This is a genomic window from Cellulomonas avistercoris (assembly GCF_014836445.1).
In the GTDB taxonomy this organism is placed as follows: Bacteria; Actinomycetota; Actinomycetes; order Actinomycetales; family Cellulomonadaceae; genus Cellulomonas; species Cellulomonas avistercoris.
On record NZ_JACSQV010000002.1, the window covers coordinates 421,925 to 443,435 of the forward strand.

At 75.0% G+C, this 21,511-nt stretch carries 18 protein-coding genes and 1 tRNA gene; 12 read left to right on the top strand and 7 right to left on the bottom strand.

Features of this window, described 5'->3' with window-relative positions:
* Positions 1-37: 37 nt before the first annotated feature.
* On the bottom strand, positions 38-352 hold the full coding sequence (locus H9657_RS04205) for a hypothetical protein (protein ID WP_191780606.1): 315 nt from the start codon (positions 350-352) through the stop codon (positions 38-40).
* A gap of 165 nt (positions 353-517) precedes the next feature.
* Here H9657_RS04205 and H9657_RS04210 point away from each other — a divergent pair, with 165 nt between their 5' ends.
* Both H9657_RS04210 and H9657_RS04215 read left to right on the top strand, forming a co-directional pair.
* Positions 518-2,287 carry a hypothetical protein gene (locus tag H9657_RS04210; protein WP_191780608.1) on the top strand — a complete coding sequence of 590 codons (1,770 nt, stop codon included), beginning with the start codon at positions 518-520 and terminating at the stop codon, positions 2,285-2,287.
* On the top strand, positions 2,284-3,894 hold the full coding sequence (locus tag H9657_RS04215; protein ID WP_191780610.1) for a hypothetical protein: 1,611 nt from the start codon (positions 2,284-2,286) through the stop codon (positions 3,892-3,894). Before H9657_RS04210 ends, H9657_RS04215 begins: the two co-directional genes overlap by 4 nt.
* Before the next feature lie 235 nt (positions 3,895-4,129).
* Here the strand turns inward: H9657_RS04215 and H9657_RS04220 are convergent.
* Positions 4,130-4,216 (bottom strand) — tRNA-Ser (locus H9657_RS04220).
* Positions 4,217-4,302: 86 nt separating this feature from the next.
* Here H9657_RS04220 and H9657_RS04225 point away from each other — a divergent pair.
* Positions 4,303-5,193 (top strand): Sir2 family NAD-dependent protein deacetylase, encoded by an 891-nt coding sequence (locus tag H9657_RS04225; RefSeq protein ID WP_191780612.1) that lies wholly within the window; start codon positions 4,303-4,305, stop codon positions 5,191-5,193.
* Between the two features lie 96 nt (positions 5,194-5,289).
* Here the strand turns inward: H9657_RS04225 and H9657_RS04230 are convergent, their stop codons facing one another.
* Positions 5,290-5,760 (bottom strand): nucleoside deaminase, encoded by a 471-nt coding sequence (locus H9657_RS04230; protein WP_225214652.1) that lies wholly within the window; start codon positions 5,758-5,760, stop codon positions 5,290-5,292.
* Between the two features lie 221 nt (positions 5,761-5,981).
* On the opposite strand from H9657_RS04230, the gene upp reads away from it, so the two are divergent.
* On the top strand, positions 5,982-6,617 hold the full coding sequence (gene upp / locus H9657_RS04235; protein ID WP_191780614.1) for a uracil phosphoribosyltransferase: 636 nt from the start codon (positions 5,982-5,984) through the stop codon (positions 6,615-6,617).
* Between the two features lie 281 nt (positions 6,618-6,898).
* Positions 6,899-7,282, top strand: a complete 384-nt coding sequence (locus tag H9657_RS04240; RefSeq protein WP_191780616.1) for a hypothetical protein — start codon at positions 6,899-6,901, stop codon at positions 7,280-7,282.
* A 136-nt stretch (positions 7,283-7,418) separates the two neighbouring features.
* On the opposite strand, the gene H9657_RS04245 is transcribed toward H9657_RS04240, so the two are convergent.
* On the bottom strand, positions 7,419-11,435 hold the full coding sequence (locus tag H9657_RS04245) for a sigma-70 family RNA polymerase sigma factor (protein ID WP_191780618.1): 4,017 nt from the start codon (positions 11,433-11,435) through the stop codon (positions 7,419-7,421).
* A 319-nt stretch (positions 11,436-11,754) separates the two neighbouring features.
* Between H9657_RS04245 and H9657_RS04250 the strand changes: the two genes are divergently transcribed.
* Positions 11,755-12,750: a hypothetical protein gene (locus tag H9657_RS04250; RefSeq protein WP_318241276.1), complete on the top strand. Its 996-nt coding sequence runs from the start codon at positions 11,755-11,757 to the stop codon at positions 12,748-12,750.
* Between the two features lie 98 nt (positions 12,751-12,848).
* Positions 12,849-13,601 carry a phosphotransferase gene (locus H9657_RS04255; protein WP_191780620.1) on the top strand — a complete coding sequence of 251 codons (753 nt, stop codon included), beginning with the start codon at positions 12,849-12,851 and terminating at the stop codon, positions 13,599-13,601.
* Positions 13,602-13,662: 61 nt separating this feature from the next.
* Here H9657_RS04255 and H9657_RS04260 read toward each other — a convergent pair whose 3' ends face one another.
* Positions 13,663-13,962, bottom strand: a complete 300-nt coding sequence (locus tag H9657_RS04260; protein WP_191780622.1) for a DUF1540 domain-containing protein — start codon at positions 13,960-13,962, stop codon at positions 13,663-13,665.
* A 320-nt stretch (positions 13,963-14,282) separates the two neighbouring features.
* Between H9657_RS04260 and H9657_RS04265 the strand changes: the two genes are divergently transcribed.
* Genes H9657_RS04265 through H9657_RS04280 form a run of 4 tightly spaced genes read left to right on the top strand, consistent with a single transcriptional unit; the run spans position 14,283 to position 17,329 of the window.
* The gene (locus H9657_RS04265; protein WP_191780624.1) at positions 14,283-15,125 is read left to right on the top strand and encodes a DUF4397 domain-containing protein; all 843 of its coding nucleotides are present in this window, start codon (positions 14,283-14,285) and stop codon (positions 15,123-15,125) included.
* A 22-nt stretch (positions 15,126-15,147) separates the two neighbouring features.
* On the top strand, positions 15,148-15,897 hold the full coding sequence (locus tag H9657_RS04270; protein WP_318241278.1) for a class F sortase: 750 nt from the start codon (positions 15,148-15,150) through the stop codon (positions 15,895-15,897).
* 57 nt (positions 15,898-15,954) lie between these two features.
* Positions 15,955-16,527 (top strand): RNA polymerase sigma factor, encoded by a 573-nt coding sequence (locus H9657_RS04275; RefSeq protein WP_191780626.1) that lies wholly within the window; start codon positions 15,955-15,957, stop codon positions 16,525-16,527.
* Positions 16,511-17,329, top strand: a complete 819-nt coding sequence (locus H9657_RS04280) for an anti-sigma factor (RefSeq protein ID WP_225214540.1) — start codon at positions 16,511-16,513, stop codon at positions 17,327-17,329. The genes H9657_RS04275 and H9657_RS04280 overlap by 17 nt, the downstream gene beginning before the upstream one ends.
* Positions 17,330-17,380: 51 nt before the next feature.
* Here the strand turns inward: H9657_RS04280 and H9657_RS04285 are convergent, their stop codons facing one another.
* The gene (locus H9657_RS04285) at positions 17,381-18,931 is read right to left on the bottom strand and encodes a SulP family inorganic anion transporter (RefSeq protein ID WP_404813133.1); all 1,551 of its coding nucleotides are present in this window, start codon (positions 18,929-18,931) and stop codon (positions 17,381-17,383) included.
* A 199-nt stretch (positions 18,932-19,130) separates the two neighbouring features.
* Here H9657_RS04285 and H9657_RS04290 point away from each other — a divergent pair, with 199 nt between their 5' ends.
* Complete coding sequence (locus tag H9657_RS04290; protein WP_191780802.1) at positions 19,131-19,526, top strand: ArsR/SmtB family transcription factor; 396 nt, start codon at positions 19,131-19,133, stop codon at positions 19,524-19,526.
* A 24-nt stretch (positions 19,527-19,550) separates the two neighbouring features.
* Here the strand turns inward: H9657_RS04290 and H9657_RS04295 are convergent, their stop codons facing one another.
* A complete protein-coding gene (locus H9657_RS04295) occupies positions 19,551-21,506 on the bottom strand; it encodes a right-handed parallel beta-helix repeat-containing protein (RefSeq protein WP_191780628.1) in 1,956 nt (651 codons plus the stop codon).
* Between the last annotated feature and the right edge of the window lie 5 nt (positions 21,507-21,511).

Genomic DNA, 21,511 nt, shown 5'->3' on the forward strand with positions numbered 1-21,511 from the left:
GCGGGGCGAGGCGTGATGCCTCGCCCCGCAGGGAGTGTCAGCCGATGCTCGGCTGGAGTCGTCCGGTGCAGACGGCGCACCCTGGCTCGGTGCCGGCGTCCGGGTCGTGGAGCTTGCGGACGTCGGCCACGGCCCACTCCCCGACCCATCGGTCGGTGAGGTGCGGCCACCCGTCGGTGAGGGCAGCCTCGAGGTGGATCAGCTCGAGGGTGAGCTGAGGGACACCGTCCAGACCGTGGGAGAAGCGCTCGGCCCACTCCTTGGCGGTCTGGTCACGCTTGAGCAGAAGCTCGGCGAGGCGTGCCTGCCGCTGGGCGCGGTGGCGGCGCGGCTGGTTGATGCGTCCGGACATCGGTTCTCCTTGGTTGGACACCCCGGCGACCTTTCGCCTCCGGTGGTGCGGAGCGCCTGAGCGCTCGGACGTACCCCTGAGCGCTCTGTTCGGTGTCCCAAGGGGTGACGCGGGAGCTGCCGTGCGGACAGTGCGCTCGGGATCCCGGTCGGGACAGGTCCGCCCATGACCACCACCGCTGCCGCCATCGCCCACCGCATCGACGCCTTCGTCCCCAAGAGCCTGACCGCCGCCCAGTGGGAGGTCGCCGCCCCCGCCGCCCGGCGCCTTGTCCGGGCCGCCGGGCCGACCACTGCTGAGGACGCCAAGTGCCTCCTGTCGTCGCTGTGCACGTTCCTGGCGGCCCCGTCCGGTTGGGACCGGGAGTCCGAGCCCGACTTCACAGTGCTGCTGCGAGACGCGTCCATCGCGGCCTTCAAGGAGAAGTTCGCGGGCTACTCCCGGACCAGGGACAACCACGTCGGTCGCCTGCGCAGCCTGCAACGCGCGCTGGTCGGCATCGCGCGGGTCGCAGGAAGGCCTCATCCGCGTCGGCGACCGGCCTCGCGCGCCGTGCGTCTCGCCCAGGTCGTCTGCGCCGATCGCTCGGTCGCGACGCTCGCAGCCGTGATGGGCCAGACCACCGGCAAGGCCCTGACGGCCAGCCGTCTGGCCGGCGCCGCGATCGAGACAGACCGACCGGTCCAGGCCACTGTCACAGCCCGCAGCACGAGCACCGTGGGCATCGACCAGACGGTGCTGGGGGCATACCTCCACGCCGCGGACAGCGACATCCAGAAGGGAGTGGTCCGAGCCACCAAGCCCACCACCACGCGCCCAGCGAAGCCACTGTCGAACCGGCGGCAGCTCGCGAACGAGCGCGCCGAGCGAGCAGCCGCCCGCCGCATCCAGGCAGGTCCACGCCTGGCGCCTGACCCGGACCCGACCTCGCTCGACCCGGCAGTGCGTGACGCCGTCGAGCAGTACCGACCCGCCGACCTCTCCGACGCCGAGTGGGCGAGGCTGCGGCCCCTGACGCTGCGCCTGGTCGTCGGCTCCCGGCCCCCGTCGGTGGTCTCGGCGAGGAACGTCGCCAGCATCGTGGTCCCGTTCCTGGTCTGGGCGTCGGCACTGCCGGGCCGACCAGACCCCGCCTCGCCACCGGACGCGCTCGACCTGCTCTCCCAGCCGCTCGTCGAGCTGTACGCGGGCCCCGGCGGCAGCTGGATGCGTCGCCAGGACGTTCCGCAGGAGACGGTCAGCACCGCACGCACCGTGCTGCGGCGCGCGGTGCGCTCGCTGGACGCCGACCGGCAAGAGACCCGCTTCACCTACGTCCCCATCGACGCGCCCTACACGCCCGCCGAGTGCGACGAGCTCGCATGGCTGGCCACCAACCAGCCGACCGTCACCAAGGAGCGCAACGCCTGCTTCCTCATCGGCCTCGGCCTGGGCGCAGGGCTCTCGGCGACGGACCTACGGCTGCTGCGCCGTCAGCACATCCAGGAGCACCACGGCCCGGACGGCACCGTCTACCTGCTCGTCACGGTGCCCGGTGCGAGGGCCAGATCGGTCCCCGTGCGACGTCAGTACGAGGCCCTGGTCATCCGTGCGCTCGAGCTCAGCGAGGACGAGGGCCCGGACGCCCTCGTCCTCGGCAAGAAGGCGACCCGCCGCAACGTCACCTACGTCGCGAGCCACGGCATGGTCACGGCCGGTGAGGACGCCGCGGTGCAGATCCAGCCGCACCGGCTGCGCACCACGTGGCTGTTCGCGTGGATGAACGCCGCCATCCCATTGGGCAACCTGCTCCGGATGGCCGGACTGCGGTCGGCACGCTCGTTGGCAGACCTCCTCCCGCTCTGCCCGCCGGCCGATCCCGCGGTCGTCGACGTGCTCGTGGCACAGGTGCGCGATGCAGCCGTCGGCACTCCCAGTAAGGCGGCCCGGCCGTGATCCGCGAGGGAGAGTTCGTCCGCGCACGCGAGGTCGTGCGACGCAGCGGCCTCGCCGTGGAGCTCGAGCAACAGCTGCGCGCGGGCAAGGGCGGCGCCCCACGTCAGCTCGACGTCGAGACCCTGCTCGCGGCCTGCATCGTGGTGTTCGGCACCGGACAACGCAGCGCCACGCTCATCAAGGTCCACCAGGTCCTCACCGAGGACATCGTGGTCAGCCTGCAAGACCGCCTCGGTGTCCGCCGGAAGATCGGACGGCGCTGGCAGGTCCTCACGCTGCGGCAGGTCCGCTACCTGTTCAAGCGGATCTGCACCCTGCTCGACTACTCGCCCCACACCACGAGCCTGACCTCCGACGAGCGCGCCGCCCGTGAGGACGAGACCTTCCGGTGGCTCAACGAGCTGGTCCGGGCCTCCGTGCCGACCGACGTCCCGCACGCCGACACGCTCGGTGTCGACGCCACGAGCATCCGGACCGCCGCCCGGCCTCGCGGCCCGCTCCCCAGCGCCAAGGGCGAGGACGACTACCGCGGCGACAGTGCCTTCGCCCGACAGGCAGGCGGTTCGTGGGACCCCGACGCCCGACACGGCCACCAGACCAAGACGCACGAGAACGCCAACGACAGCTTCTTCGGCCACGTCCTGCTTGCCGGTGTCGGAATCCACCCCGCGAAGAGCGAGTTCGCGACCCTCAAGCTCGTCGAGGCGCTCGTCGTGACCCCCAACGGCTACAACACGCCGAAGCCGACACTCCGCATGCTCGACGAGTACCGCGCGGCCGGGCACGACCTGGCGAAGGTCCTGGTCGACCGGGGCTTCTCCTACTGGGAAGCGTCAGGATGGGCCGACGAGCTGCTCACGCGCGAGGTAGCCCAGACGATCGACATGCACCCGGCCGACCGCGGGGCCCGCCCCGATCCCGCCACGGGAGTGCTCATGATCGACGGGTGGCCGTACGTGCCGTGGACGCCCAAGCACCTCCACGCGATCCCGCCACCGCCGCACCTCGTCGTCAGGGAGCCCAAGCCCGGCGCCGCCACGGACAAGCACGACGCGTACCGGACCAACCTCGCGGCCCTGGAGAAGTTCCGCCGGGCACAGGCCGAGCTGGCCCAGTACGCGCTGACGCCGAACGGCCGTGCACGCAAGGACGGCAGCCGCCAGTTCAAGGTCCCGCAGCACCGCCGCGACCTCGCCACAGCCCGGGACCGGCGGATGAAGGTCTACAACCAGCCGACGCTCGTGCTGCCCGCCTCCGTGGCCACCAAGCTGCGCCAGGAGCACCGCTGGGGCTCCGACGCGTGGATCGCCGACTACAGCCGCCGCACCGCCATCGAGGCGGTGTTCGGGAACATGAAGGCCCGCGACGGCGAAGGGGTACAGCGCGGCTGGATCCGCGTCGTCGGGCTGGCCGCCACCGCGATCATGACCACCTTCGCGATCGTGCACTACAACCTGCGCATGGTCCGCACGTGGGCCAGGCGCACCGGCTTCCAGAACGACGACATGCTGCTCGCACGCGACCGCGCCATCGCCGGGTACGAGGAGATCGCCCTCGACGACGACGAGCCGCCCGCGGCGCTGAGCCCGCCCACCGCCGCAGCCTGACCCCCGCGACAACCCCAGCACCCTCGACAAGCCCACGGCCCCAGGCCGGTGGGCCTGTCGTCGTGCCCGGGCACGGTCATCTGAGCGAGTCTGCGCCGACTCGTGCCCGTCGTCCGTCCGCGAAGGGCAAGAACGAACGCCGCAGGAACGACTGAACCCCCCGCGGGACGCCCTTCCGGGCCCCCGCGAGGGGTTCTGTCACTTCAAGGCACTGAGTTTCGTCAGTACCCCGCGGCGGTAGCGGTGGGATTTGAACCCACGGTGGACTTTCACCCACACACGCTTTCGAGGCGTGCTCCTTAGGCCGCTCGGACACGCTACCTCGGGGGGTCACAGTACCCGCTCGGCGCCGTCGGACCCAATCCGTCGCGACCGCGGTCGTGCGCGGACCCGTCGTACCGTGGAGAGGTGAGCACGTCCCCGACCGTCCCCGTCACGCGGGGCTCCCTCGCGGACGTCGTCGCGTTACTGAGCGGGCTCCGGCTGACCGTCCTGACGGGCGCGGGCGTCTCGACGGACTCCGGCATCCCCGACTACCGCGGGCCGGACTCGCCGCCGCGCACGCCGATGACGTTCCAGCAGTTCGTCGGCGACGAGGCGTTCCGTCGGCACTACTGGGCGCGCAACCACGTGGGGTGGCGGCACGTGCACCGGACGGTCCCGAACGCGGGCCACCGCGCGCTGGCGGCGATGGAGCAGCGGGGGGTCGTGCTCGGGGTCATCACGCAGAACGTGGACCTGCTGCACGAGGCTGCGGGCTCGCGCCACGTCATCGACCTGCACGGGCGGTACGACCGCGTCGTGTGCCTGCGGTGCCACCGGGTCGTGCCGCGGGCCGCGTTGGCGGAGCGCCTCGAGGCGCTCAACCCGGGGTTCGTCGAGCGGGTGGGGCAGGTCGCCGACGTCGAGATCGCGCCCGACGCCGACGCGGTCGTCGAGCAGACCGCGGACTTCCGCGTGCAGTCGTGCTGGCAGCCCGACCCCGACGACCCGTCCCGCACGTGCGGCGGCATCCTCAAGCCCGACATCGTCTACTTCGGCGAGAACGTGCCGCGCGAGCGCGTCGAGCGTGCGTACGCGATGGTCGACGCCGCCGACGCGCTGCTCGTCGCGGGCTCGTCGCTGACCGTGCACTCGGGCCGGCGGTTCGTCCGCCACGCCGCGCGCTCCGGACGGCCCGTCGTCGTCGTCAACCGCGGCGCCACGCGCGGCGACGTCTATGCGACCCTCACCCTCGACGCAGGCACGAGCGAGACCCTCACCCAGCTAGCCGACCTCCTGCCCGCCCTCCCCCACTGACGCCCGCCCGACGCCGAGCGCGGTAGTCGACCGCCGAGCGCAGGTGAAACGAGTGCCGCGCTCGGTGGTGGAGTACCGCGCTCGGCGGGGTGGGCCTCAGCGGTGGGGGTGGAAGAAGTCGCGCAGGAGGGTGGCCGACTCCTCGGCGCGGACGCCCGCGACGACCTCCACGCGGTGCAGGGACCGGCGGTCGCGCACGACGTCCCACTGCGAGCCGCACGCGCCGGCCTTCTCGTCCCACGCGCCGAGCACCAGGCGCGGGACGCGCGCCTGCAGCACCGCACCGGCGCACATGAGGCACGGCTCGAGGGTCACGACCAGCGTGCAGCCGTCCAGGCGCCAGGAGCCCAGCGCGCTCGCCGCGGCCCGCAGCGCCACGACCTCGGCGTGACCCGTGGGGTCGGCGTCGGCCTCGCGCACGTTGCGCCCGCGGCCGACGACGGCGCCGTCGGGGCCGAGCACCACGGCGCCCACCGGCACGTCGCCGCTGGTCAGCGCGGCACGGGCCTCGGCCAGAGCCAGCTCCATCGCCGCCTCGTCCGCAGGCGTCGCGGACGGCGACGGCATCCCGACGACGACGTGCGGGGCCTCCGCCGCGCTCGGCCCGTCGACGTCACCGGGCACGGGGGTCGCCGCAGGCAGCTCGACGTCCGTCCGCTCGTCCACGCCCGCCTCCCCCACGCCGTCCCGCACCCGCCCCCGACCCGGACGTCGCGCGCCGCACCTCGTCGCGTGCGCTCCGCACCGTCCCGGGCGGCCGGGGGCATCCTCGCACTACCCTGACGTTCATGCGCCTGCACGTCGCCGACCACCCGCTCGTCGCCCACAAGCTGTCGGTCCTGCGTGACGCGGACACGGCCAGCCCCACGTTCCGCCAGCTCGTCGACGAGCTGGTGACCCTGCTCGCCTACGAGGCGACGCGGCACGTGCGCACGCGCGACGTCGAGGTGGTGACGCCCGTCGCGACGACGACCGGCGTGAAGCTCGCGAACCCCAGCCCCATCGTCGTGCCGATCCTGCGCGCGGGGCTCGGGATGCTCGAGGGCATGACGCGTCTGCTCCCGACGGCCGAGGTCGGCTTCCTCGGCCTGCAGCGCGACGAGGAGACGCTCGAGGCGATCACGTACGCCAACCGCCTGCCGGACGACCTCACGGGTCGCCAGTGCTTCCTGCTCGACCCGATGCTCGCGACGGGCAACACGCTCGTCGCGTCGATCGACTACCTGCTGCAGCGCGGCGCGCGGGACGTCACCGCGGTCTGCCTCATCGCGGCCCCCGAGGGCATCCGCGTGGTCGAGCAGTTCGTCGGGGACCGTGCGGACGTGCAGGTCGTCGTCGCGGCGGTCGACGAGCGGCTCAACGAGAAGGCGTACATCGTGCCGGGCCTGGGAGACGCGGGCGACCGCCTGTACGGCATCGTCTGACGCGGCTGCGGCCGCCGGCCGGCGCTCGTGGGAGCGCGTACCGACTCGTGGGAGCGCGGTACCAAGGCCTGAGACGTCACGGGTAACTCCTTGGGGTGACAGCGCCCACCGTGCCACGATCGTCCGGTGAGTCCCGAGACGTCCCCTCTGCGCGCCGGTCACGGCCGTGTGCGCGCCTACGGGTGGCATCCGTGCTGCTGTTGGGCCTGACCCGACCCCAGCCCGTCCGTCCGCCGACCGCTGCAGGCACCGCCGCCGGTCACCCCAGTCCGGAGACTCCCATGACCTCACCCGCTCGGCTGCGCGGCCGCCGCGCCGTCCCACGCCCCGTCCCGGTCGCCCCGGTGCCGCCGCACGGCCCCCGCGCAGGCTTCGTGCTCTACGTCAGCCTGCCCGACGACGTCGACGACGAGCCCGACGGCACGGACGACCGCCCGCGCCCGACCGCGCAGCAGATCGCCGAGACCGCCGACCTCCTGCGCGAGCTCGCGCAGGAGGCGCTGCCGGGCTCGGAGACGTTCGCGGCGCTCTCGCTCGTGCCGGGGACGACCGGTGAGGTGCGTCGCTTCGGCGACCGCCTCCCCCACCTCCGGCTGCTCGACCCGGTGGACGACTCCCCGGCGGGCACCCCAGACGTCCTCAGCGGCTCGGGGGACGCCCGCTGAGGACACGCGCTGCCGAGCCGGCGCACGGGATCGGGGGACCCCGTCCGGCTCGGCAGCGCACCTTCCGGACCCGACCGCACGGCGGAAGCGCCACGGGCGGCGGCGTGGGAGGACGGGTTCAGCTCACCGCGAGGGTTCAGCTCACCGCGATGGAGAGCGGTGCCTGCGCCGTGCGCACGGTCACGACACCGATGAGGTACTGGTCGCCGGCCGTGCTGGGCGTCAGCGTCCCGACCCCCGACGGCAGCGTGACCTCCGCGAAGCCCTTGGCGTCGACGCCGAGCGCGTTGGGGTAGGTCCAGCCGGTCGCGGTGGAGTCGAACGCGTTGTCCGCCGACCCGCCGCCCACGACGGCCGTCCCGTCCCAGCGCAGCGGCGTCAGCGGGCCGACGCCCGAGAGGGTCAGCTGGTCGCCCCGGTTGGCGCGGTCCCCGTCCCACGCGACGACGCCGATGCGCGTGCGGGCACCGGCCTCGCCCACGAACGCGAACGCGGGGGCCGCCGCGGACGTGCCGATCCACGCGCCGCCCTGGTGCACGGTCACCGACGACGCGCCGGACGTGCCGTCGGGAGCCGGCGTCCCGTGCACGACCACGAGCGACCATCCCGCGTAGTAGCTCGGGTCCCGGTCGGTGCGGCCCTCGCTGACGGCCGCGTCGGCCAGCGCCCAGCTGCCACCGCCGCCGCGCGCCACGAGGTCCGTGACGTCCACGGCCGCCTGGTAGTACCGCCGCCCGTTGGTGTCCGAGACCTGCGTGACGGCGCCGGCGGTGACGTCGCTCCACGTCCCGTCGGGCGCCCGCAGGCGTGCGGTGTCGAGCGGCCCGCTCCAGGGGTCGTAGGTCCCCCGCACACCGGACCAGTACAGCCCCGCCCACACGACCGGCCGGCCGTCCGGCAGGTCGAGGAGCGTCTGCGAGGACACCGGCACACGAGCCCGGTCCCCGGGCGGCGGCACCTGGTCGAGGGGGCGCATGTCGAGGCCGTTGTTGTCGGTCTCGCGCTGCACGGAGGGGCACACACCGCCCCGGGCATCGGCGCACAGCAGGAGCGGCGCACCGACCTCGACCACGTCGAGGTCACCGACACCGGTCCACACGGGCGTGAGGTTCGCGGAGGGCACGACGACCTTCGTCGAGGTCGTCACCGGCTGCGCACCGGTGGCCGTCACGCGGACGTCGACGGTCCCCAGCACGGCACCCGCGGCGCGGATCCGCAGCTCGACGGGGACGACACCGCCCGCGGGCAGCTCACCGAGGGCGCAGGTCACGAACCTGCCGCTGTCGGTGCACCCGGCCGTCCTGGACCCCGCGCCGGTCCGCTCGACCGTGACGCCGGGGGGCAGCGTCACGGTGGCGAGGACGTCGGTGGCGGCCGCGGCGGGCCGGCCGTCGTCCCGCTCCCCCGCGACCCCCACGGCGAACGCGAGCGTGCCGCCGTGGTACGTGTCGACGACCGCGATGGCGTCCGTGACGGTGAGCACCGGCTCGACGGAGGTCAGCGCGACCGTGCGGGAGGCGACCGGCACGTCGGCGCCCGGGCCCGCGACGGTGACCGTGACGGCGCCGGCGGGGCCGACGGTCCCGACCGGCACCTCCACCGTCGCCGTCAGCGCGCTGCGGGCGCCCGCGACGAGGTCGGCCGTGCAGGTCCGGGTGGCGAGGTCGCCCGTGCACGTCCAGCCGTCCCCGCCGGCCGCGGCGATCGCGGCGCCGACGGGCGCCGCCAGGGTCAGCGTCGTGCCGGTCGCGGTCAGGTCACCCTCGTTGCCGACCTCGACGGCGAGCGCGGCCGGGGTGCCGGGTGCCACGTCCAGCGTCGCGGGGACCGCCGTCGTCAGGATCGCGGGGCGCACCAGGCGGTAGGCCACGTCGTAGGTCTCGACGGGCCGGTGCGCGGACGGCGTGAGCCGCACCTGCACCGAGCCGGAACCCGTGGCCGCGGCGGGCGCGGTGGTCAGCGTGAGCCCGAGCGTCGCGTGCTCGAAGGCGGCCAGCGCACCGTGCCGGCACGCGATCGACCCGTCGGCGCTGGTGCACGCCCACGGCGCGGCGCCCGTCGCGGACACGCCGGGCGGCAGCTCGACCTCGACGACCGCGGGGGCACCGGCGGTCACGGCGGTGCCACCCGCGTTGCGCACCGGCACCTCGAGCAGGTGGCTGCGCCCCGTGACGAGCTGCACGTCGGTCGGCGGCTGCTCCCCGGAGGCCAGGCGCGCGGGTGACGGCGCGACGGCGATCCGGATCGGCGCCGGCTCCCAGCTCGCCCCGTCGCCGGAGATGCGCACCCGCACCGTCTCGTCGCCGGACGCGAGGTACGACTCGTCGACCGCGACGGTCAGCGCGAGGACCGCCTCGTGCCCGGGCGCCAGCTCCTGCAGCGTGCACGTGGCGCCGCCACCGGCCCCGTCGGTGACGCACGACCAGACCGCGTCGTCGGCGGGCGAGAACCCGAAGCCCGCGGCCGCCACCTCGCCGGTGACGAGCGTGACGCCGGCCGGCAGCGCGACGTCGGCGACCAGCGAGGCGGCCGGCAGCCCGCCGGCGTTGCCGACCGTCAGCGCGATCGCCTGCCCGGCCACCCCGGCGGTGAGGGCGATGCCGCCTCCCGGCGCGGTGACGACGACATCGGCCGGTGCCGGCGGGGGCGGGGTGGTCGGTGCCGGCGTCGGCGCGGTGGTCGGGTCGACGGTGGGGTCGGTGCCCGGCGCGCCCGGCGTACCCGGCGTGCCCGGCGCCCCCGGCACCGCAGGTCCCGCGCTCGGACCGGCGCCCGGTGCGCCGGGGGTCGCCGGCGCGCGCGTGGCGGCGGGCGTCGGGCGCGTCCGCCCCGGCCGGGCCTCGTCGACGGTCCCGGGCGCGTCGGCGGCGGCGGCTGCTGCGTCGGCGGCCGCGTCGTCCTCCTCGGGCACGGTCGTCGGGCTCGCCGACGGCGTGCGCGCCGGGGTCGCGGACGGGCCCGGGGACGCCGCGGCGGTCTCCGAGGCGCCGGACACGTCGGGTAGCGGCTCGGCGACCACGCCGTCCGGCCCGGACAGCAGCTGCACAGCCCCGACCATGGCCGCGGCGACGACCACGACCACCGCGACCGCGACCGCGACGGCGCCCGCGGAGAGACCGGCGAGCACGCCGCCGACACCCGTCGCGGCGCCCGCCGCCGCACCGCTGGCGGCCGCACCGCTCGCCACGGTCCCGCCCGCCACCGTCCCGCCCGCGGCGGTACCCGTACCGGCGCCCGTGCCGCCCGCGGCGCCGGCGCCACCGGACGCACCGCCGGCCCCGCCCGACGCGGCGACGCCGCCCTGGTGCGTGAGCGCGGCCGCACCGGCGGCGAGCCCGCCGCCGACCGGCAGCTCGTGGGCCAGGGCACCGAGGCCCAGCAGCCCCAGCACGAGCGGCGCGACGACGGCCCGCATGCCGTGGTTGACGTCGCCGAGCTCCAGGACGAGCGCCCGGCACTCGCCGCAGTCGTCGAGGTGCTGCTCGACCTGCCGCGTGTCCCGCGTGCCGAGCCCGCCGCGCACGTGGGAGCCGAGCTTGCCCGCGACGGCACGGCAGCCGTCGTCCAGCGGGTCCTGCAGGTGCTGCTGGAGGTAGGCCTGCCGCAGCCCCTCGCGGGCACGGTAGGCGAGCGCGGCCGTGCTGTTCGCCGTGAGCCCGACGATCGGCGCGATCTGGGCAGGCGTCAGCCCCTCGACCTCGCTGTGCCACAGGACCTCGCGCCAGCGCTCCGGCAGCGAGCGGAAGGCGCGGGCGACGACGCTGCGCTCGAACCCGGCGAGGGTCGGCGCCTCGGCCGTCTCGACCGGCGTCGAGGCGGTCTCGAGAACGGCGACGTCGTCGGTCGGCTGCGTGCGGCGCCCGGCGGTGCGGTGCACCGCGGCGACGCGGCGCACGACCGTGAAGAGGTAGGCGCGGAACGCGCTCTCGGGGCCGCCACCGCCCCGCAGCGCACGGTGGACGTTGGCGAAGGCGTCGGAGACGACGTCCTCGGCGTCGGCGGACGAGTGCGTGTACTGCCGGGCCACGACGAGCGCCGCACCGGCGTGGCGCTCGTAGAGGCGGCCGAAGGCCGCGGCGTCACCCTCCCGGGTGGCGCGCAGGAGCGCGGCGTCATCCTCGATGACCCCGCTCTCGCTCCCGCCTGTGGCCACGCCGCCGTCCCCGTCAGGTCGCCGTCGGGTCGCCGACCCACGGGCGACCTCGCTGCGACAGCCTGCCATACCCGACCGATGGGATGAACAGGACTCCGCGTACCGGTTACCCGGGCGGGTGAGGCGCTTGCGCAGGTCGTGGGGCCGGGATGACGGCCGCACGGACGGATTCACCCGGGGCCACGAGCGTGCGACGGGCGGGGCGCGCGAGTCCCGCCCGGGCACCCCGTGAGCACGGCGACCGGGTGATGTGTGGTCCGATCGGATGAAAACCCCCGTACCCGCGTCATGATCCGCGCGCCGCGCACTCCCTACCCGTGTGACGACCCACATCGAGAAGGACGGGCAGGCCCTCCCCGAGGGGCTGCGGGAGCGCTGGCGCGAGGAGAGCGTCGCGTCGGTCTGGCGGCGCCCGTCCGACTGGTACCACCCCGCGGTGGACGCCCTGGCCGTCGCCGTGCTCGAGGGCACCGACGCCACCGCGGCCGCGTTCGAGCTCGGTCGCGCGCGCGGCGAGCACGGCGTGGGCATCGGCGAGGCGCTCGACGACCTGGTGTGCCTGTACCGCTCGACGGGCCGCGCGATGCCCCCGCTGGACGCCGTCCGCGCGCTGAACGAGGGCTGGTCGGACGCGCAGGCGGTGCTCGTGACCACGGGCGCGTGCGTGGACGCCGAGACGGGGCTGCCGACGCAGCAGTACCTGTCGGTGCGGCTCGCGGAGGCGTACCTCGACGCCGAGCAGGAGGACGTCGACCCGGCGCTGCTGCACGGGCTGACGGTGGTCGACGTCGCCGCCGGCCACGTCACCGGCCTCCTGCGCGCCGCACGGTCCGCCGCGGTGGGTGCGGCGCTGCGCGAGGCGTTCGGCCTCGGGCACCCGATGGCGACGCTGGGCGGCGGCGTGTTCGTGGTCCTGACGCGCTCGGCGGACGACGTGGAGGGTCGCGTGGCCGACCTGCGCGCCGACATCATGCGCCGCTGCGAGGACGTCGACGTGCGCGCCTCGGTCCGCCAGCCCGTCCGCGTGTGGGTCGAGCCGCTGCCCGAGACGCACGCCGAGGCGGTGCAGCGCGTGGCCCACCTGGCGCGCCCCGAGCCGTGGGAGGGCATCCCCCGCCCCGCGGGGCCCGCGGACGCGACGCTGCCGCGACCGTCCGGCGACGACGACGCAGGGCCGCCGGGACCCCTCGGCCCGACCCTGCCGCCGGGCGTCCTCGGCGCCGGGCTGTGGCCCTACGGCACGACGACGCCCGAGCAGCGGGGGCCCGGCCGACACCTCGACGACGACCGGTTCCCCGACGACCTGCGCGACTGACGGGCGCCGACCTCCTGACGCCGCCGCGCGCCGCTCGGCGCCCTCCGCGACCCGGGCATCCCGCGACAGAACGGGCGAACGGGGTTACCGTCGTGGGCATGCACCCGGGTGACGTGGTTCCTCGCGGCTCGGCGCCGCCCGGGGACGCCCCTGGGCACCTGCTGACCTCGGGCTCCTCGGCGGACGTCTACGCGCTCGACGACGAGCGCGTCCTGCGCCGGTACCGCGAGGGCCGCGACGCCACGCCCGAGGTCGAGCTGCTGCGTCACGTGCGCACGTTCGACTACCCGACGCCCGACGTGCTGCGGGCCGAGGGGTCCGACATCGTCATGACGCGCGTGCACGGCCCCACGCTGCTGCAGGCGATGACGGCCGGCGAGATCACGCTGGCCGACGCCGCGCAGGTGCTGGCCGACCTGCACGGCATGCTGCACGCGGTGCCCGCACCCGCGTCGTGGCGCCTGCCGCAGGACCGGGACTGGCCGCACCTCGACGGCGGGCCGTCCGTCGTGCACCTGGACCTGCACCCGGGCAACGTCGTCCTCACCGAGAACGGGCCGATGCTCGTCGACTGGGCGAACGCCCGCACCGGGACGCCCGAGCTCGACGTCGCCGTGACGGCGGTCCTCATCGCCGAGGTCGCGGTCGACGCGGGCGGCGACTACTCGCAGGCGGCGCGCGCGCTCCTCGCGGCGTTCCTGCACGCGAGCGACGTCTCGCCGCTCGCCGCGCTCGACGACGCCGCGGCGCTGCGCTCGGTCGCCCCCGGGCTGCTGCCCGGCGAGCGCGAGCTGGTGCCGCACGGTGCCGAGCTGGTCCGCACGATGGTGGAGATCACCGAGCACCCCTGAACCACCGAGCACCCCTGACGCGGACCCCTGACGCGAGCGGAGGGGCCGTCGGGCCGGCGCGTCAGCGCGCCGTGTAGGTCAGGCAGTCGGCGATGTCGTGGCCCGCGCCGATGCGCACGGACGGCGCACCGCACTCGAGGTGCGAGTTGTGCGAGCAGTCCTGCCGCTGGCACGCGCCGACGTGCGAGACGACGCGGTCGAGCCCGCCCTTGACGCCCAGCGGGATGAACGTGGCGCACTGCGCGTCGCCCGTGCCGCCGCCGATGGTCACGGCCGCGGCGTGGCAGGACGAGTGGTCGTTGTACGAACAGCCGGCGACCGAGCACTCGGCCACGGCGGGGAGCTCTGCGAGGGTGCTCATGGGGACCTCCGGGGAGTGGGGCGTGGGGCGGGAACGTCTCGACGCTAGACCCGCCCCACCGATCCCGCCAGCAAGGAAGGGCTTGCTTACCCGCAGGTCAGAGGCCTTTTTTACGCAACGCCACTGTTGCGCAACCCTCATCGCCGCAGGTCACCCGGCGGGCGCGCGCTTCGTCGCCGCAAGCCCGCACGACGACCCGCGCGGGACCCTCCGCGAAGAAAGTTCGCCCCAGGTGCATCCGGATCGGGGCCTGCGGGGGAAGTAGGGGTGTCAGCACGTCCTCGCCCGCCGTCGCGCGGGCCCCACGGAAGGACCCTCCGATGCGCGCACGACTCCTCACCGGCACGGCTGCCGGTGCTCTGGCCCTCGGCCTCGTCGCCTCGTTCGCGGCGCTCCCCGCCTCCGCTGCCACGGGCGGCTCCGCGAAGCTCTCGGTGCTGCACGGCGTGCCGGACCTGACCGTCGACGTGTGGGTGAACGGCGAGCGCACGCTCGACGACTTCACGCCCGGCACGCTCGCCGGCCCGCTCGACCTGCCGGCCGGCACCTACACCGTGGCCATCACGGCGGCCGACGCGGCGGACGCGTCCTCGCCGGCCATCGGCCCGGTGGACCTCACGCTCGCGGGCGGCGGCAACTACACGGCCGTCGCGCACCTCGACGCGGAGGGCGAGCCGACGGCCACGCTCTTCACCAACGACACCAAGGCGACCGCCGCCGGCCAGGGCCGTCTCACGGTCCGCCACGTGGCCGCCGCGCCGGCCGTCGACGTCCTCGCCGGTGGCAACGCCGTCGTGAAGAACCTGACGAACCCGAACGAGCAGACGCTGGACCTGCCCGCGGGCACCGTCTCGGCGACCGTCGTCGCGGCGGGCACGACCGAGCCGGCGGTGCTCGGCCCGGCGGACGTCCCGGTCACCGAAGGCGCCCTGACGGTCGTCTACGCGTGGGGCTCCCTCGAGGCGGGCAACCTCGCGGTCGCGACGCAGTCCGTGACGGGCCTGCACTCCGACCCCGCGGGCGTCCAGGCCGGTCAGGTCGGCCTCGCGGCCGACAGCTCGCCGGTCCTGCCGGTCGCGCTGACCATGCTGGTCGCCGCCGGGCTCACCGGTCTGGCCGTGGCCGGACGCCAGGTGGCCCAGCGGGCCACGGCGCGTCGCTGATCCCCTGTCGGCGAGACGCACCGTGAGGCGTGACGTGCCCGGCGACCGACCTGCACCCGCGGGTCGGCAGCCGGGCGCGCCCGCCGCCCGCCGCCGCGCGCGCCCCCTGCGCGCGGCGGCGCTGGTGGCTCCGGCGACGGCGCTCATGGCGCTGCTCGCCCTGTCGGCGTGCGGGCCGGCCCCGGCCGACCCCCCGCCGCCCACGTCGTCGCCCACGGCGACGGCCGCACCCACGACGCCACCGCCGGGACCCACGGTCCCCGACGTGCCCGTCGTCGACGCGGGCCTCGGCTCGCTCCCCGTCCCGGCGCCCGCACCCGTGCGGATCGTCGTGCCGGACCTGGGCCTCGACATGCCGATCGACGCCGTGGGCGTCGCGGACGACGGCTCGATGGAGATCCCGCAGGACGCCGGCCGAGCCGGTTGGTACCGCTACGGGCCGGCACCGGCGACGCCGGAGGGGGCGACAGTCGTTGCCGCGCACGTGGACTCCTGGACCACCGGGATCGGGCCCTTCTCGCGGTTGCGGGACGTGTCCCCCGGAGCCCGGGTGGAGGTGACGACCTCGGACGGCGTGGTGCACGTGTACGCCGTCCGGGACGTCGCCCAGGTGCCCAAGAGCGACGCCCCGGTCGAGCAGTGGTTCGACCGGACGGGTGCACCCAGGATCGTGCTCGTCACGTGTGGAGGGGCGTTCGACCGCGAAGTCGGGCACTATGCCGACAACGTCGCTGTCACCGCCGATCCCGTCACGGACGCCGCAGGTGGATGAGCGGCGTGAGGCGCACAGGGGGTGCGCGGCTCGGTGACGGTGACGGAGGGAGCGCGGGTGAGCACGTCGGCCACCGTGCCCGACGACGTGGAGGAGCTCGGACGAGCCTTCGCGTCGGGGGACGAGGCAGCCGTCGGCGAGGCGTACCGCCGGTGGTCGAGCCTGGTCCACACGGTCGCCGTGCGCTCCCTCGGCAACGCGTCGGAGGCCGAGGACGTCACCCAGCAGGTGTTCGTCGAGGCCTGGCGTGGCCGGGCACGGTTCGACCCGGACCGTGCCCGGCTGCCCGCGTGGCTGCTGGGCATCACGAAGCACGCGGTGGCCGACGCGCACGAGCGCCGGACCCGGGACCGCCGGCTGCGCGAGGAGCCGCAGGTGGCCTCCGACCCGGACCGCGTGCCGGCGGCGACGCTCGACCAGCGGGTCGTCGACCGCGTGGTCGTCGCGGACGCCCTGGACGACCTGGGCGACCCGCAGCGCACGATCCTGCGGCTCGCGTTCTACGACGACCTCACGCACGACCAGATCGCCGCGAGAATGGGACTGCCGCTCGGGACGGTCAAGAGTCACGTGCGACGTAGCCTGGCGCGCCTGCGGACCCGATGGGAGGTGGATGGTGCTGTCCGATGACCTGCACGTGGACGACGAGACGCTCGCCCTCCTCGCCCTCGGCGAGCCCGTCGGCACCCCCGGCGAGCAGGACCACGTCGCCGCCTGCCCCCGCTGCACCGCCGAGGTCGCGTCGCTGCGCGGCGTCGCGGACCTGGCCCGTGAGTCCGGCCCGGAGCCGCAGCTCGTGGCGCCCGCGCCCGAGGTCTGGGACCGTGTGGCGGCCGAGCTCGGCCTGGGTGAGCGTGCGCACGCGGCGGCCCGCGGCGAGCTGACGGTCGGGGCGGCGCAGGACGCGCCCACGCAGGACGAGCCGGCGCAGGCCGAGCCGACGGGCGGCGCCGGCGCCGACCCCTCCCTGGCGACCGTCACACCGCTCGCACCGCGGCGCCGCATGCGCCGGGCCTGGCTCGCCGTCGCGGCGGCCGCCGGCCTGGTCGTCGGCGGCGCCGGCGCGTCCGCGTGGTGGCAGCTGCGGTCCGACCCCTCGACGCTCGTCGCGAGCGCCGTGCTCGAGCCCCTGCCCGGCTGGTCGGAGACCGGCACGGCGCAGGTCCGCACCGCGGCCGACGGGTCGCGCTCGCTCGTCGTCGACCTCGACGAGGCGCCCGCGGGCGAGGGCTTCCTCGAGGTCTGGCTGCTCAAGCCCGACGTGTCGGGGCTCGTCAGCCTGGGCACGCTCGACGGGACGAGCGGCGAGTTCGCGCTGCCGCCGGGCCTGGACCTCGCGGAGTTCCCGGTCGTGGACGTCAGCGACGAGCCGCTCGACGGCGAGCCGGCGCACTCCGGGGTGTCGGTGGTGCGGGGCGCGCTCGACGCGTGAGCCGGGCGCCCGCCGCGCGTCGTGCGCGTCGTGCGGGCGCGCGGTGGGCGGTCAGCCGCCCGCGCCCAGGTTCCCCGCGAGCCGGTCGTGCCGCTGCGCGCTCGCCGGGTCCATGCCGACGATCGTCACGGTCTTGCCCTTGCTCGCGTACTTGTGCCGGATCGCGTCGAGCGTGGCGACCGTGGACGCGTCCCACACGGTCGCCCTCGACATGTCGATGACGACGTCCTGCGGGTCGCCCGCGTAGTCGAACCGGTAGACGAGGTCGTTGGACGACGCGAAGAACAGCTCGCCCTCGACGGCGTAGACGCGCTGCCCGTCGTCGTCGTCGGTGTCGAGGCGCGTGACCGTCGTGAAGTGCGCCACGCGGCGTGCGAACAGGAGCGTCGCGACGAGGACGCCGGCGCCGACCCCGAAGGCGAGGTTGTGCGTCGTGACCGTGACGGCGACGGTCGTGAGCATGACGGCCGTCTCGGAGCGGGGCATGCGGCGCAGCGTGCGGGGGTGCACCGAGTGCCAGTCGAACGCGCCGACCGAGACCATGATCATCACCGCGACCAGCGCGGCCATCGGCACGACCGCGACGACGTCGCCGAGCCCCACGACGAGGACCAGCAGGAACACGCCCGCCAGGAACGTGGAGATGCGGGTGCGGGCCCCGGAGATCTTGACGTTCATCATCGTCTGGCCGATCACCGCGCAGCCGCCCATGCCGCCGAAGAAGCCGGTGATGATGTTGGCGCCGCCCTGCCCCCACGCCTCGCGCGTCTTGTTCGAGTGGGTGTCGGTGATGTCGTCGACGAGCTTGGCCGTCAGCAGCGACTCCAGCAGGCCGACGACCGCGACCGCGAGCGCGTACGGCGCGATGATCCGGAGCGTCTCCAGGGTCAGCGGGACGTGCGGGACCAGCAGGCTCGGCAGGGACTCGGGCAGCTCCCCCTCGTCCCCGACGGTCGGGACCTTGATGGCTCCGAGCACGGTGGCGGCCGTGAGCAGGACGACCGCGACCAGCGGCGCGGGGACCGCCGTGGTCCAGCGCGGCAGCAGCACGATGACGACCACGCCGACCGCGACCAGCGGGTAGACCAGGAACGGCACGCCCGTCAGGTGCGGCACCTGGGACATCAGCACCAGGATGGCCAGCGCGTTGACGAAGCCGACCATGACCGAGCGCGGGACGAAGCGCATGAGTCGCGCGACGCCCAGCAGCCCGAGCACCACCTGGAGGATGCCGGCGAGGACGATGGTCGCCATCAGGTAGTCGACGCCGTACCGCGGCGCGACGGGGGCGACGACGAGCGCGACCGCGCCCGTGGCGGCGGAGATCATCGCGGGCCGGCCGCCGAGGAACGCGATCGACACGGCCATCGTGAACGACGCGAACAGCCCGACGCGCGGGTCGACGCCCGCGATCACGGAGAACGCGATCGCCTCGGGGATGAGGGCGAGCGCGACGACGAGCCCGGCGAGCGTCTCGGTGCGCAGCCGGCGCGGCGAGCGCAGGGCCGCGAGGACGGAGTGGGACTCGTCGGCCTCGGGCGGGCCGGCGACCACGACGGGTGCGGGGGCGGGGTCGGGCAGGGGCGGACGCTGGTCGGGCACGGTGTGTTTCCGTTCGGGGCGAGGGCGCGGCGGACGGGCCGCGCGGGGCGCTCCGCTCGGCCGTCAGGGCGCCGGCGCGCGGCGCGGGAGGCGGGGGCGACGCGCAGCCGGACGACGACGGCGGTCGCGGTGCGCCGTCACGCTAACCGATGGCGGGGTTCCACCGGTCGACGGCGCGACCTAGCATCGCCCTGTGTCGATGACAGCCCCGGCCGCCGATCACGCCGCCGATCACGCCGCCACGGACGCGCTGGAGGCGGCGGCGTCCCTCTTCCGCGGCTTCGGCGAGCCGTCCCGCCTGACGATCCTGCAGCACCTCGCGCTCGGCGAGCACCGGGTCGTCGACCTCACCGAGCACCTCGGCCTCGCGCAGTCGACCGTGTCCAAGCACCTGGCCTGCCTGCGCGACTGCGGCCTGGTGACCTCGCGCCCCGACGGCCGGTCGTCCGTGTTCCGGCTCGCGCACCCCGACGCGCTCGCCGAGGTGCTCTCGGCCGCCGAGCACCTGCTCGCGCTCACCGGCCGGGCCGTCACCCTGTGCCCGACGTCCGGCCACGCGCGCGAGATCGAGGGATCCGGGACTCGGGTGCCCTGATCCCTCGATCTCGCGCGGCGTGCCCTACAGGAGCCGGATGCGCGCGTTCGTCAGGCCGGCCGCGAGCGGGCCCGCGGGGCGCGCGCCGTCGAGCGGCTCGCCGACCGCGTCGGTGTCGAACCGCACGGCGCTGCCGTCGACGTCGTCGAACTCCGCGCCGACCAGCCGCGTGGGCGGCAGGTCGGTGATCGCGTCGAGCACGGCCGCGTCGGCGCCGGGGACGTCGACCTCGAGCCACACCTCGTCGCCCTGCGTGACGACCTCGACGCGCGCCGGGCCCTCGAGCACCAGCGGGTCGGACTCCACGTCCGCCGGGCGGGCACCGCCGACGAACACGTTGCCGCGCGACCAGTACGGCTGCACGCGGCTGCCGAAGCGGTTGTGGTCGCCGTCCCAGCGGTCGCCCATCTCCGTCAGGTACTGCTCGAGGGACGTCGGGTAGCCGTCGTACGCGCTGGTGCCCGTCTGCGAGCCGATGCGGCCCCACGACGTGGGCGCGTACGCGACGTCGAGGTCGCCGCCGGCGAACACGTTGCCGATCCACCGGTCGTCGCCCGTCAGGATCAGCGCGTACCCGGCGACCTGCGTCGAGTGCGGCCGGTGGTACGGCGTCGCGCGGTCCAGCATCTGCTTGAGGCCGACGGTCCCGCACAGCAGGTTGCGCACGTACGCGCCGCCCTGGCTGTGGTTCTCCACCGACACGGGCGACGTCAGGACGTTGTGGTCCACGACGTACGGGCCGTGGCTGACCTCGATGAACAGGTCACGGCTGTTGTCCCACAGGACGTTGCGCGTGATGCGCGTGCCCTGCGTCTGCCAGTCCAGCCAGATGCCCAGCGAGCAGTCGTGGATGCGGTTGTTCGCGATGACGACGTCGATCGGCGCGTGCAGCTTGATGCCCGCGATCTCGTGGCCGTAGAAGTCGCGGTCGTTGGCGATGTCGTGGATGTGGTTGTCCTCGATGCGCGAGAACACGCAGCCCAGGTGCCCGACGACCGCGTTCTGGCCGCAGTGGTGGATGTGGTTGCGGCGCACGACGTGCGAGCCGATGTGCTCGCGGTCCCAGCCGATCTGCCGCGCCGAGAACACCGACTCGAGCTGGTACTGGTAGCCGGGCTTGTCGCCGCGGTCGGACGCGTAGTTGTCACCCGTCGACGCCTCCTTGCCCAGCGAGACCGCCGAGCACGTCGCGTCGTGGATGTCGTTGTCCTCGATGACCCAGCCGCGCGCCCAGTTGGGGCCGATGAGGCCCGGCTGGTTCGCCGTCGGCGGCGCCCACTGCGTCGCGGCCTGCGCGAGCTCGAAGCCGCGCACGGTGATGAAGTCGACGTGGTGGTCGGTCGGCCAGAAGACCGTGGGCCGCACGTTGATCTCGGTCAGCGCGGCGTTGGGGTCGGCGTCGCCGAAGCTCGCGTGGATGGTCGTGACGTCGGCGCCGACCTCGGCGTGCCACACGCGGGGCGTCCAGTCGGGGTCGGCGACGGGCACGGTCGTGCCGGTCCAGTCGTCGACGAGCTCGGTGCGGCGCGGGGCGTCCGCGACGGCGTCGACGCTCGCGACCTCGCCGAGGCGGCGGCCGTCGAGGTACACGGCACCGAGGTGCTTCTTCGGGTCGTCGCGGCCCGGACGGACGATCCAGTCGCCGTCGACCTCGACGGCGAACGGGTTGAGCTCGCCGAACAGCGTGTTCGGCACCTCGACGCGCCAGACGCCGCCCCCGACCTGCTCCCAGCCGGTGACCTGCTCGGAGCCCGTGATGCGCACGTGCTCGCCCTCGGCGGCCTGGTAGGTGATGCGGCGGTCCTCGCTGCGGCCGCCGCGACGCGGGCGGACCCACTCGCGGTACGTGCCGGCGTGCACGGTGACGGTGTCACCGGGGCGGGCGAGCTGCGCCGCGCGGTCGATGGTGCGCAGGGGTGCGTCCTGCGTGCCGACGGCGTCGTCGGACCCGTGGACGGAGACGTGGATAGCGATTGCCATGGAAG